Raw genomic sequence first — 18,753 nt, 5'->3', positions numbered from 1 at the left:
GAGCCCACCGCTGGCGGCCAGCGCGTGGCCGACGTTGGATTTGACCGAGCCAAGCAGGGGGCCGGCACCGGACGTCGTGTCCCCGTAGGTTTGTGCCAGCGAACGCAATTCAGTGCGGTCGCCGAGGCGGGTGCCCGTGCCGTGCCCCTCGACCATCCCGACGTCCGGTGCCGGCCCCCTGCTTGGCTCGGTCAAATCCAACGTCGGCCACGCGCTGGCCGCCAGCGGTGCGCTCGGGCTGGCGAAGGTCATCGTCGCCGCCGAGCACGGGGCGATCCCACCGACCCTGCATGCCGCGGAGGCAAGTCCGGAAATAGATTGGGACAGCCAGGGTTTGCGCTTGGCGAATTCGCTGACCCCGTGGGCCGCCGCCGGCGGCCGGCGGATCGCGGCGACGTCGGCGTTCGGCATCGCCGGGACCAACGCGCACGTGATCGTCGCGCTCCCCGAGGTCGCGTGATGCTGACCTCCCCTTTGCCCGACGGCCGCGTACCCGTGCTGCTCTCGTCGCACGACGAAGAGCTGATCGGCCTGGACGCCCGGGCGATACTGGACTACCTGGGCGGGACGGGCGCGGACGCGGACACCGCGGCGGTGGCGTCCACGCTGCTGCGGCTTCGCCGGGTGCGGCGGCACCGCGCGGTGGTTCGGGCGGCCGGCCGCGCCGAGCTGGTCGCCGGCCTGACCGCGCTCGTCCGCGGCGAGGAGCACCCGCTGGTCACTCAATCCTCGAGCAACCTTGCGCCGTGCGTCGCCTTCGTGTTTCCCGGCCAGGGCAATCAATGGCAGTCGATGGGCGCCGAGGCATACCAACGACTTCCGGCCTACCGGGCCGAGGCCGACCGATGCGACCGGGCGTTCCGCGCCGCCGGGCTGCCCTCACCGTTGCCCTACCTGACCGGGGAACTCGACAAGAACTGGTCGCGCACCGAAATCCAGGGAGCGCAGTTCACCCACGCGGTCAGCCTGGCCCACGAATGGCGATTCCACGGCGTGCTCCCCGCGATCACCGTCGGCCACAGCCTCGGCGAGGTCGCGGCGGCGTACGTTGCCGGAACGGTGACACTGCCGGACGCGGTCGCGTTGGTCGGGGCCCGCGCCACGATCGTCGGCCAATTGGCCGGTCGCTACGCCATGGCGGTGCTCGGCGCCGGCGTGGACGAGGCGCAGTCCCTGATCGGCGAAACCGCGGGCTGGCTCGAGGTTTCGGCGGTCAACGGGCCCTCGTCGACCGTGGTGTCCGGAGACCATGACGCCGTCGCGGCCGCCGTGTGCCTGGCCCGGCAACGCGGCGTCTTCACCCACCAACTGACGGTGGACTATCCGGGCCACACCAGCGTGCTGCGGCCGCTGCGCACCGCCCTGGCCGAGCTGGTTCCCCGCTCGGCGTTCCGGGACAGTCCGGTGCGGTTCGTCGGCTCGACCTTCGGGGCGGAGGCCGGCTGCGAGGTGGACTTCTCTCGGTACTGGTATGACAACCTCTGTAACACCGTGCGTTTCGACCGGGCGGTGGCGACGGCCCAACGGCTCGGCGCCACGGCGTTCGTCGAGTTGTCCGCGCATCCCGCGTTGCTGTATCCGCTCGCGGACCTGATCGACGAGCGGACGACGGTGGCCGTCGGCTCGGGTCATCGCGAACGGGCCATCACCGACACGCTGGCGTCGAACATCGCCACTGTGGCCGCGGCCGACCCGGGCTGCCACTGGGCCAACGCGATTCCCGGCGGTATCCGGCCGCCGTTGCGCGGATTCCCGAATGCGCCGATGCGGGCGGTACACCTGTGGGCGGCGCCCGAACCGCTGATCGGCGCCGGCGAGGCCCCGGCGCTCACCGTCGCCGCTGAGGATTGGCGCCACGAGACGCGACCGGGCGCGGCGGGGGCGGACATCGGCGTTGTCGCCGTCGATGCCACGGACGGCGCCTTGGTCCGGTTGCTGGTGGATGCCGTTGCGGCGCGGGGCGATTGCCGGGCGGTGTCGCCGGACGCCGCGGAGATCCTCGCGATCATCGCGCCCGAACTCGACGAGGCCGATGCCACCGCGGCGATCGAGCAGATCGCCGCGCGGGCGGACGCGGGCCTACCCGACTACGCCGCCCTGATCGGCCCGCGATGCCGGGCCGTCTGGTTGCTGACCGCCCGCGCCGAAACCATCGATGCGGATGACGCCGATGCGTCCCCGGCACAGGCGGCGCTGGCCGCGATGCACCGCAGCGTCGGCTTCGAATTCACCGACCAGGCCTTCGGACATCTCGACCTGCCCGGCCGAGATGTCGATGTCGGCACGGCCCGCGCCGCCGTCGACGCGCTGCTCGGTGAGCCGGCGGAGGTGGCGCTGCGGGGCCGCGAATCGACGGAACACTACGTGCGCACCTTCCGGAAGTGCCGCGATTCGGCGACCAAGCGGCCGCTGGACGCCGACGCGCTGGACAACGTGGTGATCACCGGCGGCAGCGGAGCCATCGGCCTGCAGTATGCGCGGTACTGCATCGAGCGCGGCGCACGGACGGTCACGCTGTTGAGCCGCAACGGTATCGATGAAGACACGCTGCGCCGGCTCACCGCGAACCACGCCACCGAGGTGCGCGCCACGCGGTGCGATATCACCGACCCGGCCGCCCTGGCGGCGGCCGCCGCCGCGCACGCGGGAAACGGCGCGTCGCTGCTGATCCACACCGCGGGCATCGCCGAGGCCCGGCCGCGTTCCGAGCTGACCGGAGCCGGCGTGGCGGCGGTGTGCGCGGCGAAGGTCCGCGGCCTGGCGCTGCTGGCCGAAGTGTGGCCGCTGCGGCCCGATTGCCGGATCCTGGCCTGCTCGTCGGTGTTCGGCGTGTGGGGCGGTTACGGCCACGCGGCTTACGCCGCCTCCAACCGGATGCTCGACGTGTTGGTCGCTCAGCTGCGCGCCCGGGGTCGCGACAGCGTGGCGATCCGGTGGGGGCTCTGGCAGGCCGCCGGCGTGGTCACGGGCGACGAAATCACCCGCACCCAACGCTCCGGCCTGGTGGCGATGGCTCCTGACCCGGCGATCGAGGCGGGCCTGTGCCGATACGACGGCGATCCGTTGATCTTCGACGCCGACCTCGACCGGCTCGCGGTGTTCTTCGAAAGCCAGGGCATGCCAATGCCGTTCGACACACAACGAGGCGACGACGGGGCAGCGGACGCCTCCGGCGCCAAGCCACTGGCCGAGGTGGTGCGCACCGAACTCGCCGCGACATTGCACCTGGACGATTCGGTATCGATCGACCCGAGCGCACCGCTCATCGACCTGGGAGTGGACTCGTTGCTCGCGCTCGATCTGCGTAAGCGGCTGCGCCGGACGGTCGGAAGCTCCGTCCCGGTCGCTCGCATGCTCGGCGGGATCACCCTCAACGAAATGATCGATGCGCTGCGCGACGGCGCAACGCTCGACGATCGCGAAACCAGAAAGGTTGGACTCCCAGCGTGACGGACACCACCGGAGCCGGCGCCCGTCTCGATGACGAACGTCTGGAATTGTTGCGCCGCAAGATCGCCGAACGCGGCCTGGCCAGTCCCGGCGTCTCGGCACCCGTGGCCACCTACGACCAGCCGCGCATGTCCGTCGGCCAGCACCGGATGTGGTTCGTGCAGTCGGTGGACCCCGACAGCGCGCTGCTCAACGTCTGTGTCTCCTATCGCGTGACCGGCACGGTGGACATCGACCGATTGCGCAGCGCGGTCGACGCCGTGGCGGCGCGGCACTCGGTACTGCACACGACGTACGACACCGGACCGGACGGCGACCCGTATCCGGTCATCCACGAGGAGTTGCGGCCCGAGTGGGCCGAACACGACCTGTCGGGCCTGACCGACCAGGCCCGGCGGTTGCGGCTGGATGTGCTGGCGCAGCGCGATTTCCGCCGGCCCTTCGACCTGGTCAAGGATTCGCCGCTGCGGGTCACCGCGGCCCGCTTGTCCGCCGACGAGCTGATGCTGTTGGTCACCGCCCATCACATCGCCTGGGACGACGCCTCGTGGACACCGTTTTTCGCCGACCTGACTCGCGCGTATACCGATCCGTTCGGATTCGGCAGCGAACCCGCGATAACTGCGCCTCCGCCGGACGAAGCCGCGGATCATGCCGCGGACTTCGCATACTGGCGGCCCCTGATGGCGAATCTGCCCGAGCCGCTTGAGCTTCCGGGCCCCAACGGTTCGGTGGTGCCAAGCACCTGGCGTGCCCAACGCGCTACTACGCGGTTGCCGGCGGCCACCGTCGATCGGGCCGCGGCGCTGGCGCGCGAGAGCGGCGCCACCCCGTACATGGTCCTGATGGCCGCCTTCGCCGCGCTGGTGCATCGCTACACCCAGTCAACGGACTTCCTGATCGCCGCGCCCGTGCTCAACCGCGGCATCGGGACGGAATCGGCCATCGGTTACTACGGCAACACCGTGGTGATCCGGATGCGACCGGAGCCGCGCCAGACGTTCCGGCAGCTGCTGGTCCAAACCCGGGACAGCGCGGTTGGCGCCTTCGCCCATTCGCGTGCCGACTTGGACTGGCTGGTACGCGAGTCCAATCCCGATCGCCGGCATGGCGCCGACCGGATGACCCGGGTGAGCTTCGGGCAGCGCGAGCCCGATGGAGCCGGCTTCTGCCCGCCCGGGGTGCGGTGTGAGCGAGGGGAGTTGCGCGGTCATTTCAACCAGCTGCCACTGAGCTTCATGATCGAGCTGGATCGTGCGAACGGTGGGCTGGTCGAAGCCGAGTACCTGGTCGAGGTGCTGGATCACCGGCTGGTGGAGCAGCTGCTGCGGCACTACGCGGTGCTGCTCGACAGCGCCCTGGCGGACCCCGACACAGCGCTGTCGGCGTGCACGCTGATGGACACCGACGACGCCGAGTGGTTGCGCTGGGCATCGACCGGTGCCGAGTTCGATACCCCGGCCTCCACCTTGCCCGCGCTGGTCACCCGTCGTGCGGCGCTGTCACCCGATGCCGTCGCCGTGGTCTACGAGGGCCGCGAGTACACCTACCGGGAGGTCGACGAAGAGTCGAACCGCTTGGCGCACTGGCTGATCGAGCAGGGCATCGGCACCGAGGACCGGGTCGCGGTGTTGCTGGACAAGTCACCCGAATTGGTCATCACCGCGCTGGGCGTGCTGAAGGCGGGAGCGGTATACCTGCCGGTGGATCCCACCTATCCCGAGGATCGGCTGACCTTCATCCTGGGCGACGCCGACGCCAAGCTCGTGCTGCGCGAGCCCGTCACCGGGCTGTCGCGCTACCCGGCTGGAGCGCCTACCGAACTGGTGCGGCCGCTGGACCCGCACAACACCGCCTACCTGATCTACACCTCGGGTTCGACCGGCCTGCCCAAGGGCGTGCCGGTGCCCCACGCGCCCATCGCCGAATACTTCGTCTGGTTCGGTGACGAGTACCGCGTCGACGAGACCGACCGGCTGCTGCAGGTCGCGTCGCCCAGCTTCGACGTGTCCATGGGTGAGATCTTCGGAACGTTGATCATGGGTGCGCGCCTGGTGATTCCGCGGCCCGACGGGCTGCGCGACATCGGCTACCTGACGGATCTGTTGAGCCGCGAGGGCATCACCTCAATGCATTTCGTGCCGTCACTGCTCGGGCTGTTCCTATCTCTGCCCGGGGTCAGCCAGTGGCGCACCCTGCGGCGCGTGCCGATCGGCGGGGAGGCCCTGCCGGGCGAGATCGCCGACAAGTTCCACGCCACCTTCGACGCGCTGCTGTACAACTTCTACGGACCGACCGAGACCGTCGTCAACTGCACCAGCTACCCGGTCGAAGGCGCCCAAGGCACCCGGGTGGTACCCATCGGGCGCCCGAAGATCAACACCCAGGTACACCTCCTCGACAACGCGCTGCGGCCCGTTCCCGTGGGCGTGATCGGCGAGATCTACATCGGCGGAACGCATGTCGCCCACGGCTACCACCGCAGGCCCGCACTCACGGCCGAACGGTTCGTCGCCGATCCGTTCAACCCAGGCCGGCGGCTGTACCGCTCCGGTGACCTGGCCCGCCGGAACGCCGACGGGGATATCGAGTTCGTCGGTCGTGCCGACGAGCAGGTGAAGATCCGCGGCTTCCGTATCGAGCTGGGCGAGATCGCCGCCGCCATCTCGGTCGACCCCAGCGTCGGGCAAGCGGTGGTGCTGGCCATGGACCTGCCGCGCTTGGGCAAGAGCCTGGTGGGATACGTCACGCCGGCCCAGGGCGGTGGCCCGGAAACCGTTGAAGTCGAGCGCATCCGCGCCCGGGTGGCCGCCGCGCTGCCGGACTACATGACGCCGGCCGCCTATGTGGCGCTCGACGAAATCCCGATCACGGCGCACGGCAAGATCGACCGGGCCGCGTTGCCCCAGCCGCAGATCGCGGCCGCGGCCGCATACCGCGACCCCGCGACTCCGACCGAATACCGCATCGCCGCACTGTTTTCCGCGCTGCTCGGCCACGACCGGGTTGGGGTCGACGACTCGTTCTTCGACCTGGGCGGCCACTCGCTGGTGGCCACCAAACTGGTCACGGCGATCCGCTCGGACTGCGGAGTGGAGCTCGGCATCCGTGACGTCTTCGAGCTCGCGACCGTGGGCTTGCTGGCGGAACGGGTTGACCAGCTGAGTGCCGGTGAGCTCAGGCAGTCGCGGCCCAGGCTGGTCGCGACCGCCCATGACGAGCCGATGCCGCTGTCGGCCTCGCAGCTGCGCAGCTGGTTCGCCTACCGCGTCGACGGGCCCAGCTGGGTCAACAACATTCCCTTCGCCGCGAAACTGACCGGGCCATGGGACATCGACGCCCTGATCGCCGCCGTCGGTGACGTCGTCTCGCGGCACGAGATCCTGCGCACCTCCTACGTGGAGCTGGACGGGGTGCCCTACCAGGTGGTCGGACCCGCGGGTGAGGTTTCCGTGCGCCGCGCAACCGGGCCCGATCAAGCCTGGCTGCAGCGGGAGCTGGACGCCGAGCGCCGGTACTGCTTCGAGCTGGACCGCGAGCTGCCGGTCCGGGTTGCGGTGCTGGACACCGCCGACGACCCCGCCGAACACGTGCTGTCGCTGGTCGTCCACCACATCGCCTCCGACCACTGGTCGGCGGGGGTGTTGTTCGCCGACGTGATGACCGCGTACCGGGCCCGGCGCGCCGGGGAAGCCCCGGCCTGGGCGCCGTTGCGGGTGCAGTACGCCGACTTCGCGGCGTGGCAGGGGGCATTCCTGGGTGATGCGAGCGGCCAGGAGTCCGCGGTCGCCGCGGAGCAACGGGAGTACTGGACCCGGCAGTTGGCCGGGCTGCCGGAGGACACCGGGCTGCGTCCCGACTTCCCGCGTCAACCGGTGCCCAGCGGTGCGGGCGAATCGGTCGACTTCCGTATCGACGCGGCCACCCGACACAAGCTCGCCGAGTTGTCGCGCGAGATGGGCATCACCGAGTTCATGCTGCTGCAAACGGCGGTCGCCGTGGTTCTGCACAAGGCGGGCGGTGGCCTGGACATTCCGCTGGGCACCCCGGTCGCCGGGCGCACCGAGGCCGAATTGGACCAGCTGATCGGGTTTTTCGTCAACATCCTGGTGCTGCGGAACGACCTGACCGGCAACCCGACGCTACGCGAGCTGCTGACCCGCGCCCGGGAGACGGCGCTGGCCGCCTATGCCCACCAGGACCTGCCGTTCGACCGGGTGGTGGACAGCGTCAGCCCGGTGCGTTCGCTGTCGCGCAATCCGCTGTTCCAGGTCGTCGTGCACGTCCGCGACCACCTGCCCGCCGCGCGGGTGATCGAGCAGGATCCCGAAAACGGCGGACAGGACGCGGTGTGTACCTCGCTGGACCCCGTCTTCGACATGGCGCACGCCGACCTCAGTGTCAACTTTTTCGGCACCGACGGCTCGGGCGGCGTCGGGTACAACTGCAACCTGATCTTCCGCACCGAGCTGTACAGCCGCGCCACCATCGAGCGTTTGGCCGGCTGGCTGACCCGCGTGGTAACCGAGTTTGCCGGCAATGCGGATCAGACTTTGCGCGACCTGCAGCTGACCGACGCCGACGAGCGGATGCTGGAGCACTGGAGCCGGGGCGAGCGACCGCCGCACGACCGGCCGCGCACCATTCCAGAACTGTTGCAGCCGAGCCGAAGCTGGGGACCCGACCGGATAGCGGTGCGCTGCGGCGACGAGCAGATCGATTACGTTGCGCTGCATCGCCGTTCGGACAACCTTGCGGCGCTGCTCCTGGCGAGCGGGGTTGGACCCGGGTCGCTGGTGGGGCTGTCGACGCGGCGGAGCATCGACCTGGTGGTGGCGCTGGTGGCCATCATGAAGGCAGGCGGGGGCTACTTTCCGATCGATCCCGCCTACCCGCCGGCGCGCAAGCAGTTCATGCTTGACGACGTGCAACCACCGGTGGTGCTGGCCACCGCCCACGCGGCTCGCAGCATGCCCGAAGTTGCCGGCGTCACGGTCATTTCGCTGGACGATCCGCGGGTGCGCGCCGCGGTGGAGCACGGGGAAACCGATCCGCGCGAGCTGCCGCTGCCACACCCCGACGACCCGATGTTTCTGGTCTTCACGTCCGGATCAACCGGCAAGCCGAAAGGCGCCCTGGGCACCCATCGTTCCATGGCGGCCCGGCTGGACTGGCAGCTACGGCACTACCCGCCGAGAACCCACGACATTCGGCTGGCGCAGGCCTCGATCACGTTTCTCGAGGGTGGCATGGAAATGCTGGCCGGCCTCGCAGCCGGGTCGACCATGATCCTCGCCGACGATGCCGAGCACCGCGACCCGGAAGCGCTCGGGGAGTTGATGATCCGGCATGCGGTGACCCAGGTGACCGCGGTGCCCAGCCTGGTCTCCGCCCTGGTCGACAGCAGGCCCGACGCGGTGCGAGCCCTGTCCCGGCTGGTGTGCGGCGGAGAACCGGTGAGCACCGCGCTGCTGCAGCGGCTGGTGTCGGTGTGCGCCGGCGCGGGCACCGAACTGTTGAACAACATCGGTTCCACCGAGACCTCCGGTGCGGTGTCCCGCGGTCGACTGGAGCTGCCGAATCCGCTGGTGGGCAAACCGGTCCCGGGGTCGGACGCCTACCTGCTCGACGCGGCCCTGCGACCGGTGTCCGTCGGGGTGGTCGGCGAGCTGTACTACGCCGGCGACCAACTGGCCCGGGGCTACTGGAAGCGGCCCGGACTGACCGCCACCCGGTTCGTGGCCAATCCCTATGCCCCCGAACCCGGTTCGCGTCTGTACCGCAGCGGCGACCTTGCCCGCTGGACCGCGGACGGGCGATTGGAATTCGCCGGGCGCTCCGACCACCAGGTGCAGGTGCGCGGCTTCCGGGTCGAGTTGGCCGAGGTCGAGGCGGCGCTGGCGGAAGTCGACGGTGTCGCCGCCGCGGCGGCCCGCACCTGGGAGGTGCACGGCGGCACCTCGCTGGCCGGATACGTTGTGCCACAGCAGCCGATCGACGATGACACCGATAAGGCCGCGTTCGCGTCACAGGTCCGGGCCGCGCTCGGAACGACGCTGCCCGGCTACATGATGCCCTCGTCGTTGACCGTTCTCGACGCGCTTCCCAAAACCGATTCGGGCAAGCTGAACCGGCCCGGGCTGCCGCCACCGGCGGTCAGCACCAGCGGACAGGTTGAACCATCGCGCACCGACACAGAACGGGCGCTGGCAAAGATGTTCGCCGAACTGCTCTCGACGCCCGAGGTGGGCCGCTTTGACGACTTCTTCGCCCTGGGCGGCGACAGCATCCTGTCGGTGCAGCTGGCCGCGCGGGCTCGGGCCGCCGGCCTGGCGGTCAACCCGCGGATGATCTTCGAGAACCCGACGGTGCAACAGCTGGCCGCCGCCCTGGATGCGTTGGAGCGCAACGACACCGAGCCCGCCGATGCCCGGTTCGAGCCCATGAGCGCCTCCGGGCTGTCGGCCGAGGATCTCGCCGCCGTGACGCAGCTTTGGTCGTCGTCGCGGGACGGCGCGCCATGACGGCCACCAAAGATGTCGCGCCCGACATCGAGGACGTGATGGCGCTGAGCCCCCTGCAGGAGGGCTTGTACTCGCTGACCACGCTCACCGAATTCACCGACGGCGAGGCCGACGACCCGTACGTGATCGGCATGGCCGCCGACATCTCCGGCGCTCTAGATGTCGCGCTGTTACGTGATTGCGCGGCAAAGATGTTGGTGCGGCACCCCAACCTGCGGGCCAGCTTCTTCAGCCGGGGTATCGCGCGGCCGGTGCAGATCGTCCCGTCCCGGGTAGATCTGCCATGGCGCACCGTCACCGCCGCACCCGAGGATGTGCAGGCGCTGGAGGCTGGCGAACGCCGCCGGCCGTTCGATCTCGAACACGGTCCGGCCATCCGCTTTCTGCTCGTCGAATTGCCTGGCGCACGATGGCGTTTGGTGCTCACCGCCCATCACATCGTGATCGACGGCTGGTCGTTGCCGGTGTTCGTCAACGAGATGATGATCCTGTACCGGGCCGGTGGCGATCTCTCGGCCTTGCCCGCCGGCCCGCGGCCCTACCGCGACTACATCGGCTGGTTGGCCAGTCGAGATCCCGAAGCCAGCCGGCAGGTCTGGCGCCGGCACCTGGCGGGCCTTCCCGGACCCACCCTGCTGTCGGCCGCGTTGGGATCGGCGGATGGCCGGCGGACCGGGCTGCCGCGCACCACAGAACTGCGGATGCCGGCCGAAGCCACCGCGCGATTGGTCGAGGAGACCCGAGCCCGTGGCATCACCGTCAACACCCTGCTGCAAATGGCGTGGGCGCTGGTGTTGTCCCGGCTGACCGACACCCAGGACGTGGTTTTCGGCGTCACGGTGTCCGGCAGGCCGCCCGAACTCGCCGGCGTGGAGACCATGATCGGGCTGTTCATCAACACCGTTCCGTTGCGGGTGCGGCTCGACCCCGCCGCGAGGGTGGGCGAGCAATGCCGCGCGGTGCAGCGCAACGCCGCACTGCTGCGCGAGCACAGCCACATCGGACACGCCCAACTGCGGGCGCTCGGCGGCGTCGGCGAAATGTTCGACACCCTGCTGGTCTACGAGAACTTCCCCTTGGACGGGCTGGCCGCGGGCACCGAATTAACCGCCGGCGGCGCAACTTTCCGGCCGTCCGCCCTGCAGACCTTGTCGCACTTCCCGGTCACCGTTGCGGCCCACATGGCCGGCGGCGAACTGGTGGTGCTGGTCGAAGTGGTCGACGGGGCGCTCGGCGCCATCCCGGCGGCCACCTTGGCCCGGCGGGTGATCGCTACCGCCGAGCGGCTGCTGCGGGACTGGGAGCTCCCGCTGCGCGAGGTCAGCGTCCTCTTCGACGACGAGGCGGTCCCCCCGCGCCCCGCGGGCGTGACCCCCCGGCCTGCGGTCGGCATCCACACCCGATTCGCCGAGGTCGCCTGCGGGGCACCCGACAACCTCGCGGTCAGCTGGGCGGGCGGCCAACTCAGCTACCGGGAACTGGACGCGCTGGCCGACGGCCTGGCCGCCCGGCTCGCGGACCGCGGGGTGCGGCCCGAAACCCCGGTGGCCATCCGGCTTTCCAGGGGGCCGCAGTACATCGTCGCGATGCTCGCGGTGCTCAAGGCCGGCGGCATGTGCGTGCCGATGGAGCCGGGGACGCCCCCGGAACGGGTGGAATCGATCCTGCGTCAATCCAATGCCTCGATCCTGCTCGACGAGGTGTCGCTCGTCGCGGGCGAACCTCCCGCCACGGAGTTCCGCCCGGCCGAGGTGGTGCCCGGCCAGGCCGCGTATGTCGTCTTCACGTCAGGCACGACCGGAGAACCCAAGGGCGTCATCGGAACTCACGCGGCGGTGGCCGCCTACGCGGACGACCACCTGGACAACGTGTTGCGACCGGCGGCCGCCCGGCTGGGCGGGCCGCTGCGCATCGCGCACGCGTGGTCGTTCGCGTTCGATGCCGCCTGGCAGCCGTTGATCGCTCTGCTCGACGGCCACGGTGTGCACGTCGTGGACGAGCCCACCCAGGCCGACGCCGAGGCGATGGTCGCGGCCATCGCCGAACACGGCATCGACATGATCGACACCACTCCGTCGATGTTTGCCCAACTCGCGGCGTGTGGTTTGCTGACGACGGTTCCGCTGGCGGTGCTGGCGCTGGGCGGGGAAGCGCTCGGTAAGCCCGCCTGGACCCTCATCCGCGCGGAGTGCGCACGCACCGGAATGACGGCCTTCAACTGCTACGGCCCGACCGAAACCACGGTGGAGGCGGTGGTGGCCGCCATCGCGGAGCACGACGAGCCGTCGATCGGGCGGCCGACCCTGCACACCCGTGGCTACGTGCTGGACTCCGCGCTGCGTCCGGTGCCGTTCGGAGCCACCGGCGAGCTCTATCTGGCCGGCGCCCAGCTGGCGCGCGGATATCTCGGCCGCGCGGCGGAAACCGGCCGGCGATTCGTCGCCGACCCGTTCGCGACCGGCGAACGCATGTACCGCACCGGCGATTTGGTGCGGCGCGGTTCCGACGGCTCGCTGCAGTACGTGGGCCGCGCCGACGCGCAGGTGAAGATCCGCGGCTACCGCGTCGAGCCCGGCGAGATCGCCGCCGCGCTCGAATCGCACCCCACCGTCCAGCGCGCCGGAGTGCTGGTGAGCCGCTCGAAGGCCGGAGCGCGGCTGACCGCTTACGTGGTGATTTCCGAAGCGCCGCCGCCGTCGACGGCCGAACTGCGCGGCATGCTCGGCTCCCGGCTGCCGCGCTACATGATCCCGCAGCGCATCGTCCCGGTCGACGAAATCCCGCTGACCGTCAACGGCAAGCTGGACGAGGCCGCGCTGAGCGCCTTCGACACCGCCGACGCGGTTTCCGGAGCCGAACCCGAAACAGCCACGGAAGCCGCACTGGCGGAACTGCTCTCCGAACTGTTGCATCAGCCGCGAATCGACGTCACCGCGGATTTCCTGCAGCTGGGCCTGGACAGCATCATGGCCCTGTCGGTGGTTCAGGCGGCGCGAGCGCGGGGGATCGCCCTGCGCGCCCGGCTCATCCTCGAGTGCGCGAACGTCCGCGAGCTTGCCGAAGCGATCGATTCCGAAACCATCTCCGCCACAAGCGATGCCGAGAATGATGGCGGCGAGCCCATGCCAGTGCTGCCCAACGGCCGCTGGCTTTACGAATACGGGGAGCCGCGCCGGCTGGCGCAGACCGAGGCCATCCGGCTGCCCGACCACGTCACCCGCCGGCAATTGGACGCCGCGCTGACCGGCATCCTGGCCGGGCACGACGTGCTGCGCTCCCGCCTGGACCGCGCGACCATGACCCTGGTCCCGACCCAGGGCACCGACACCCCTCTCACCGAAGTAGCGGTGGCCGCCGATCTGCACGCGGCGGTCCCCGATCACGTCGCACGGGCCGTCGACCGCCTCGACCCGGAGCGCGGGGCGCTGCTGGCCGCGGTGTGGCTTCGCCCCCCGACCGGACAGAGCGTCCTGCTGCTGGCCGTCCACGTGTTGGCGATGGATCCCGCGTCGTGGCGAGTGGTTCTCGGCGAATTGGACGCCGCCTTACAGGCTTTCGCCACCGGTCACTCGCCGGCCCCGGTCCGGGAGCACACCAGCTACCGGCGCTGGGCCGGCGCGCTCATCGAGCGCGCCCACCGGCTGGACACCGTGGAATTCTGGGCCGCCCAGGCCGACGGCGACGATCCCGAACTCGGTGCCCGGCGGGTCGATCCGTGCCGTGACCGGGCCCGCGATCTGGACGTCCGCATGATCGCAGCCGACGCGGACACCACGCGCCGGCTGCTGGATTCGGGCGTACCGTTGCCGCACCTGCTGATCGCCGCCACCGCGGCGACGGTGACGCGGTGGCGGCGGTCGCGCAATCAGGCCACGCCGCCGCCCCTGCTGGCGCTCGAAACACACGGTCGCGCCGACGGTCTCGTCGAGGGGCCGGGCGCGCACACCATCGACACCGGCGACACCGTCGGACTGCTGAGCTCCATCTACCCGGTGCGGGTGGCGTCGGCCGACCCGCGAGACGTGGGGGAGCTGATGGCGGCGATCCCGGGCGACGGGCTGGATTACGGGTTGCTGCGCTATCTGCGTGCCGATACCGCCGAACGCCTCGCCCCGTTGCCCGGCCCGCAACTGTTGCTGAACTACCTCGGTGCCGCCCACGCCGCAGGCGGGACCCGGCTGCTGACGCTCGAGCGTGAGCTCCTCGCCGGGGTCTCGCCGCAGCCCGAGCCAGAGCTGGCGGTTCGCCACGAGCTCACCATCGTGGCCGCCATGCTCACGTTCGACGGACAGCGCGTGCTGGCCGCGCAGTGGCGCACGCTGCCGGACATCCTGACTGACACCGATGTGGCGGCGCTGCAACGTCTTTGGATTGAATCGCTGCGGGAGGTGGTGACATGAGCACGCTGGCGATCGTGGGCGCGGGAGCCAAGGCGGTTGCCGTCGGGGCCAAGGCGTCCGTGCTGCGCGAGATGGGTGTCGATGCTCCCGAGGTGGTCGCGGTCGAACGCATCGGCGTCGCGGCCAACTGGCAGGCCAGCGGCGGTTGGACCGACGGGGCGCACCGGTTGGGCACCAGCCCGGAGAAGGACGTGGGGTTCCCGTATCGCTCCGCGCTGGTGCCCCGCCGCAACGCCGAACTCGACGAGCGGATGACCCGCTACAGCTGGCAGTCCTATCTGATCGCCACGGCGTCCTTCGCCGAATGGATCGACCGCGGCCGACCGGCGCCGACGCATCGCAAGTGGAGCCAATACCTGGGTTGGGTGGCCGAGCAGACTGGACTCGACGTGGTGCACGGTGAGGTCGAGCGGCTGGCCGTCAGCGGCGACCAGTGGACGCTGCACACCCACGAGGCCACCGTGCACGCCGACGCGTTGATGATCACCGGGCCGGGGCAGGCCGAGAAGTCGCTGCTGCCCGGCAATCCGCGCATGCTGTCGATCGCCCAGTTCTGGGATCGCGCCGCGGGCCACGACCGGATCAGCGCCGAGCGGGTGGCGGTGATCGGGGGTGGCGAGACGGCCGCGTCGATGCTCAATGAGTTGTTCCGGCACCGGGTTTCGACCATCACCGTCATCTCGCCGCAAGTGACCCTGTTCACCCGTGGGGAAAGCTTCTTCGAGAACTCGCTGTTCTCCGACCCGACCGACTGGAGCGCGCTGACGCTGGCCGAGCGCCGCGACGCGCTGGCGCGCACCGACCGCGGGGTGTTCTCGGCGAACGTGCAGGAGGCGCTGCTGGCCGACGACCGGATCCGCCACCTGCGGGGACGGGTGGCCCATGCGGTGGGCCGGGACGGTCAGATCCGGTTGACCCTGTCCACCAACCGGGGCAGCGAGAACCTCGAGACGGTGCACGGTTTCGACCTGGTCATCGACGGGTCCGGCGCCGACCCGCTGTGGTTCACGTCGTTGTTCGGCCAGGACGTGCTCGACCTGCTGGAGCTCGGCCTCGGCGGGCCGCTGACCGCCGACAGCCTGCAGGAGGCGATCGGCTACGACCTGGCGGTCGCGGACGTCACGCCGAAGCTGTTCCTGCCCAATCTGTCCGGGTTGACCCAGGGCCCCGGATTTCCGAACCTCAGCTGCCTGGGATTGTTGTCTGACCGGGTATTGGGAACCAGTGGGGGCTTAGTGGGCCCGTCCAAGCACACGACAAGGAGACGCGATGAGCATCAACCCCTTCGATGACGAGAACGGCACATTCTTCGTGCTCGTCAATAGCGAGGACCAGCACAGCCTGTGGCCGAGCTTCGCCGACACCCCGGCGGGCTGGCGCGTGGTGTTCGGCGAAGCAAGCCGCGCGGAGTGCCTCGAGTATGTCGAACAAAACTGGACCGACATCCGGCCGAAGAGCCTGCAGGAATCGATCGAGCGTCGCTCATAACGCGCGGCGTCGCCGCCACCGTAGCGTCGCCGTAACGTGACCGGCCCGAGACACAATCGCCGGTCACACAAGGCACACTTACACCAACCAATCCGTGGTGGCGCGGAACCTGCTGGGGGACAAGATCGCTGAGATCCCGCCACGGTTCGTGCGTATCGAAGGGGGAACCGTGAAGACCGTGAAAACCATGACAACTCTTGCCACCGGCGTGGCGGCGTTCGCCGTCGTAGGGGGAGCCGCCGGTGGCGCATTCGTCGCAGCACCGATGGATCAGGTGCAGCTGGCCGCGGTCGGCGCGCCGTTACCGCAGGATCCGCCCCCGCCGCCGCCGGCCCCGGGAGCGCTGCCGACCGCCGATCAGTTGTCCAGCCTGTGCAACCAGGCGACCGATCCGGGCGTTTCATACACGACCAAGAACAATCTGGTCGAAAACGGCATCAGCCCCAACGAGGGGCACGTCGCCGATCACGATCTGCGCAAGGCCTACCGCAACGGGAACTTCCCCGAGACGTTCGCCGTGACCAACATTGCGCCCGCCGGCCCGAACATGGCCCAGGCCGACGTGGCCATCTCGGGTCCGAAGTTCGCCGGGCCGGTGGAAAAGCACCTGGTTTTCGTCAACCAGGGCGGGAACTGGGTCCTGCAGCACGACGCCGCCATCGCGCTGATCCAGGCGGCGACGGCGACGAACTAGGCGGCTAGAATTCTGGGCGGCCACACAGCCTGCGCACAGGTTGTGCATGTTGTCTTCATATGGCCTGGTCGTAACGTAGCCGTGCCGAGTCGCGAAACAACAGGAGTAGCAGGCGCGCTGACACCACGCCAGATGTGTGGATCCGTCGAATTTCGTGCCCGTCGAAGGGGGAACCATGAAAACCGTTAAGTTGCTCGCCACCAGCGTGGCAGCCTTCGCCGCCATCGGGGGTGCGGCCGCGGGCCTGGCCTCGGTCGCGGCGCCAGTGGATCAGGTGCAGCTGGCCGCGGTCGGCGCGCCTCTGCCGCAGGACCCGGCTCCGGTCGCGGCCGCCGACGTCCCGACCGCCGACCAGCTGACCGGCGTGCTGAACAGCCTGGCCGACCCGAGCGTCTCCTTCTCCAGCAAGAGCAACCTGGTGCAAGGCGGCATCAGCGGTATCGAGGCGCACGTCGCCGACAAGAAGCTGCAGAAGGCGGCCAAGAACGGCGACCTGCCCCTGTCGTTCAATGTCACCAACATCCAGCCGGCCGCGGCCGGTTCGGCCACCGCTGACGTCGCGGTCTCCGGTCCGAAGCTGACGTCGCCGGTAACCCAGAACATCACGTTCGTCAACCAGGGCGGCTGGGTGCTGTCGAGGGCGTCGGCGATGGAGTTGCTGCAGGCCGCCGGTCAGTGATCTGCGCCCCGCGCGCATTTGGCGACGCGTGCGGGGTCGGCCAGCACGTCGATTGAGACCACCAGGCCGCCGCGCACCACGAATCCCATGATGGCCGCCGCCCGCCCGGAGACGAAGATGACCGCGCCGGGGGCGCCGTTGACGGTCGCGGCTCGCACCTCGCGGTCCGGACCCGCGTAGCCGCGGGCCAACCGTGCCACGGCGGCGGCACCCTCGGCGCGGAAGCCGGGGGTGCCGTGGCCGAAGTCGCCGCGCAGCACCACGTCCGGGTGCAGCACGGCCACCAGCCGGTCGAAATCGCCGCTGCGGCCAGCCGCAAAGAAGGCGTCGACGGCCTCCCGATGGGCGGCCGCGTCGCCGTCGGGGTCAGGATCGGCCTCTTCGATGCGCCGGCGTGCCCGGCTGGCCAGCTTGCGGGTGGCCTCCGGCGTCCGGCCGACGAGGGGTGCGATCTGGTCGAACGGCACGGCGAAGGCGTCGTGCAGCACGAATGCCAGGCGCTGCTCCGGCGGCAAGGTATCCAGCACCACGAACAACGCCAGTCCGACCGCGTCGGCCAGCATCGCGCGGTGTTCGGGGTCGAATTCGCCGTCGGCTTCCACGATCGGGTCCGGCACGGCCACGCTCAGGCCGCGCGTCCGGCGGTCGCGGAGCATGTTCAAACAGATGCGGGCCACCACCGTGGTGAGCCAGGCGTCCAGGTTGGCTATTTCGTCAGCGCCTTCGGCGCCCCGGCCGCTCAGCCGGAGCCACGCTTCCTGCACAGCGTCCTGGGCGTCGTCGATCGAGCCCAGCATGCGGTAGGCGATGGCGCCGAGCTGCGGCCTCGCCGCCTCGAAACGGGCCGTCACCGACGCATCGACGGTCACGTACGTGCTTCGGGCAGGGCGCAGACCCGGTTGCCGGAGAAGCCCGACGAGCCGATCCCAAGCGCCAGGTTGAAGCGGGCGCGCAGATTGCCCAGCGTGATCACGTGGGTGAGGCCGACGAGTTGGGCCGTATCGAAATGCGTGCGCAGCGCATCGAAAAGCTCATCGCTCACCTCCACGGGCGTCCGGCTGATCGCGGTCGCGTACTCGAGGATCAGCTTGTCGACCGCGGAGAAGCACGAAGCGTTGCGATAGTCCGCGAGGGCGAGCAGTTCCTCGTCGGTGATGCCCCACTGGCGGGCGATCTGTGAACCGAGGTCGATGCAGTATTCGCAGCGCACCGTCGTCGCCGACTTGAGCTCGGCGAGCGCGCGGTGGCGGGGGCTGAGGATGTCCAGTTTCGACTCGGCCTGCTCGAGCTTGCCGTAGGCGTTGAGCAGCCGGGGGATGTGCGCATACATTCGCAGCGGTTCCAGCATCCCGGCCGTTTCCAGGCCGGTCATCTGCGCGAGTTTGCGCTTGGTGAAGAAGAAGGCGATCTTGGCGCCCAGGCCGGCGTCGCGGTCTGAGACCCCTGGCAACCGGGACATGGCGATCCTCCTAGCAAGTTGCGGTGTGAACCAACGTCCTCACTAAGTCGACACCCGGC

At 69.9% G+C, this 18,753-nt stretch carries 9 protein-coding genes and 2 pseudogenes; 8 read left to right on the top strand and 3 right to left on the bottom strand.

What is annotated here, in order from left to right:
• Positions 1–165, bottom strand: a pseudogene (locus A5697_RS27370) (polyketide synthase); the annotation flags it as partial.
• A gap of 1 nt (position 166) precedes the next feature.
• On the opposite strand from A5697_RS27370, the pseudogene A5697_RS20650 reads away from it, so the two are divergent.
• From A5697_RS20650 to A5697_RS20615, 8 genes and pseudogenes are all read left to right on the top strand, one after another.
• A pseudogene (locus A5697_RS20650) lies at positions 167–460 on the top strand (polyketide synthase); the annotation flags it as partial.
• Complete coding sequence (gene mbtD, locus A5697_RS20645) at positions 460–3,450, top strand: mycobactin polyketide synthase MbtD (protein ID WP_068011855.1); 2,991 nt, start codon at positions 460–462, stop codon at positions 3,448–3,450. The pseudogene A5697_RS20650 and the gene mbtD, both read left to right, overlap by 1 nt.
• The gene (locus tag A5697_RS20640) at positions 3,447–9,974 is read left to right on the top strand and encodes a non-ribosomal peptide synthetase (protein WP_068011854.1); all 6,528 of its coding nucleotides are present in this window, start codon (positions 3,447–3,449) and stop codon (positions 9,972–9,974) included. The genes mbtD and A5697_RS20640 overlap by 4 nt, the downstream gene beginning before the upstream one ends.
• On the top strand, positions 9,971–14,374 hold the full coding sequence (locus A5697_RS20635) for a non-ribosomal peptide synthetase (protein ID WP_068011862.1): 4,404 nt from the start codon (positions 9,971–9,973) through the stop codon (positions 14,372–14,374). The genes A5697_RS20640 and A5697_RS20635 overlap by 4 nt, the downstream gene beginning before the upstream one ends.
• Positions 14,371–15,666: an NADPH-dependent L-lysine N(6)-monooxygenase MbtG gene (mbtG, locus tag A5697_RS20630; RefSeq protein ID WP_068011853.1), complete on the top strand. Its 1,296-nt coding sequence runs from the start codon at positions 14,371–14,373 to the stop codon at positions 15,664–15,666. Before A5697_RS20635 ends, mbtG begins: the two co-directional genes overlap by 4 nt.
• The gene (locus tag A5697_RS20625; RefSeq protein WP_068011852.1) at positions 15,644–15,862 is read left to right on the top strand and encodes an MbtH family protein; all 219 of its coding nucleotides are present in this window, start codon (positions 15,644–15,646) and stop codon (positions 15,860–15,862) included. Before mbtG ends, A5697_RS20625 begins: the two co-directional genes overlap by 23 nt.
• A gap of 187 nt (positions 15,863–16,049) precedes the next feature.
• A complete protein-coding gene (locus A5697_RS20620; protein WP_369806135.1) occupies positions 16,050–16,556 on the top strand; it encodes a hypothetical protein in 507 nt (168 codons plus the stop codon).
• 175 nt (positions 16,557–16,731) lie between these two features.
• Positions 16,732–17,235: a hypothetical protein gene (locus A5697_RS20615; protein ID WP_068011861.1), complete on the top strand. Its 504-nt coding sequence runs from the start codon at positions 16,732–16,734 to the stop codon at positions 17,233–17,235.
• Here the strand turns inward: A5697_RS20615 and A5697_RS20610 are convergent.
• Entirely contained in the window at positions 17,229–18,104 is an 876-nt protein-coding gene (locus A5697_RS20610) for a sigma-70 family RNA polymerase sigma factor (RefSeq protein WP_068011851.1), read from the bottom strand. The genes A5697_RS20615 and A5697_RS20610 overlap by 7 nt on opposite strands.
• A complete protein-coding gene (locus tag A5697_RS20605) occupies positions 18,101–18,694 on the bottom strand; it encodes a carboxymuconolactone decarboxylase family protein (protein WP_067946779.1) in 594 nt (197 codons plus the stop codon). The genes A5697_RS20610 and A5697_RS20605 overlap by 4 nt, the downstream gene beginning before the upstream one ends.
• Positions 18,695–18,753: the final 59 nt, after the last annotated feature.

Origin of the sequence: Mycobacterium sp. E3251 (genome assembly GCF_001666835.1) — a bacterium.
Classification (GTDB): domain Bacteria; phylum Actinomycetota; class Actinomycetes; order Mycobacteriales; family Mycobacteriaceae; genus Mycobacterium.
This window is presented reverse-complemented; position numbering and strand designations above follow the sequence as displayed.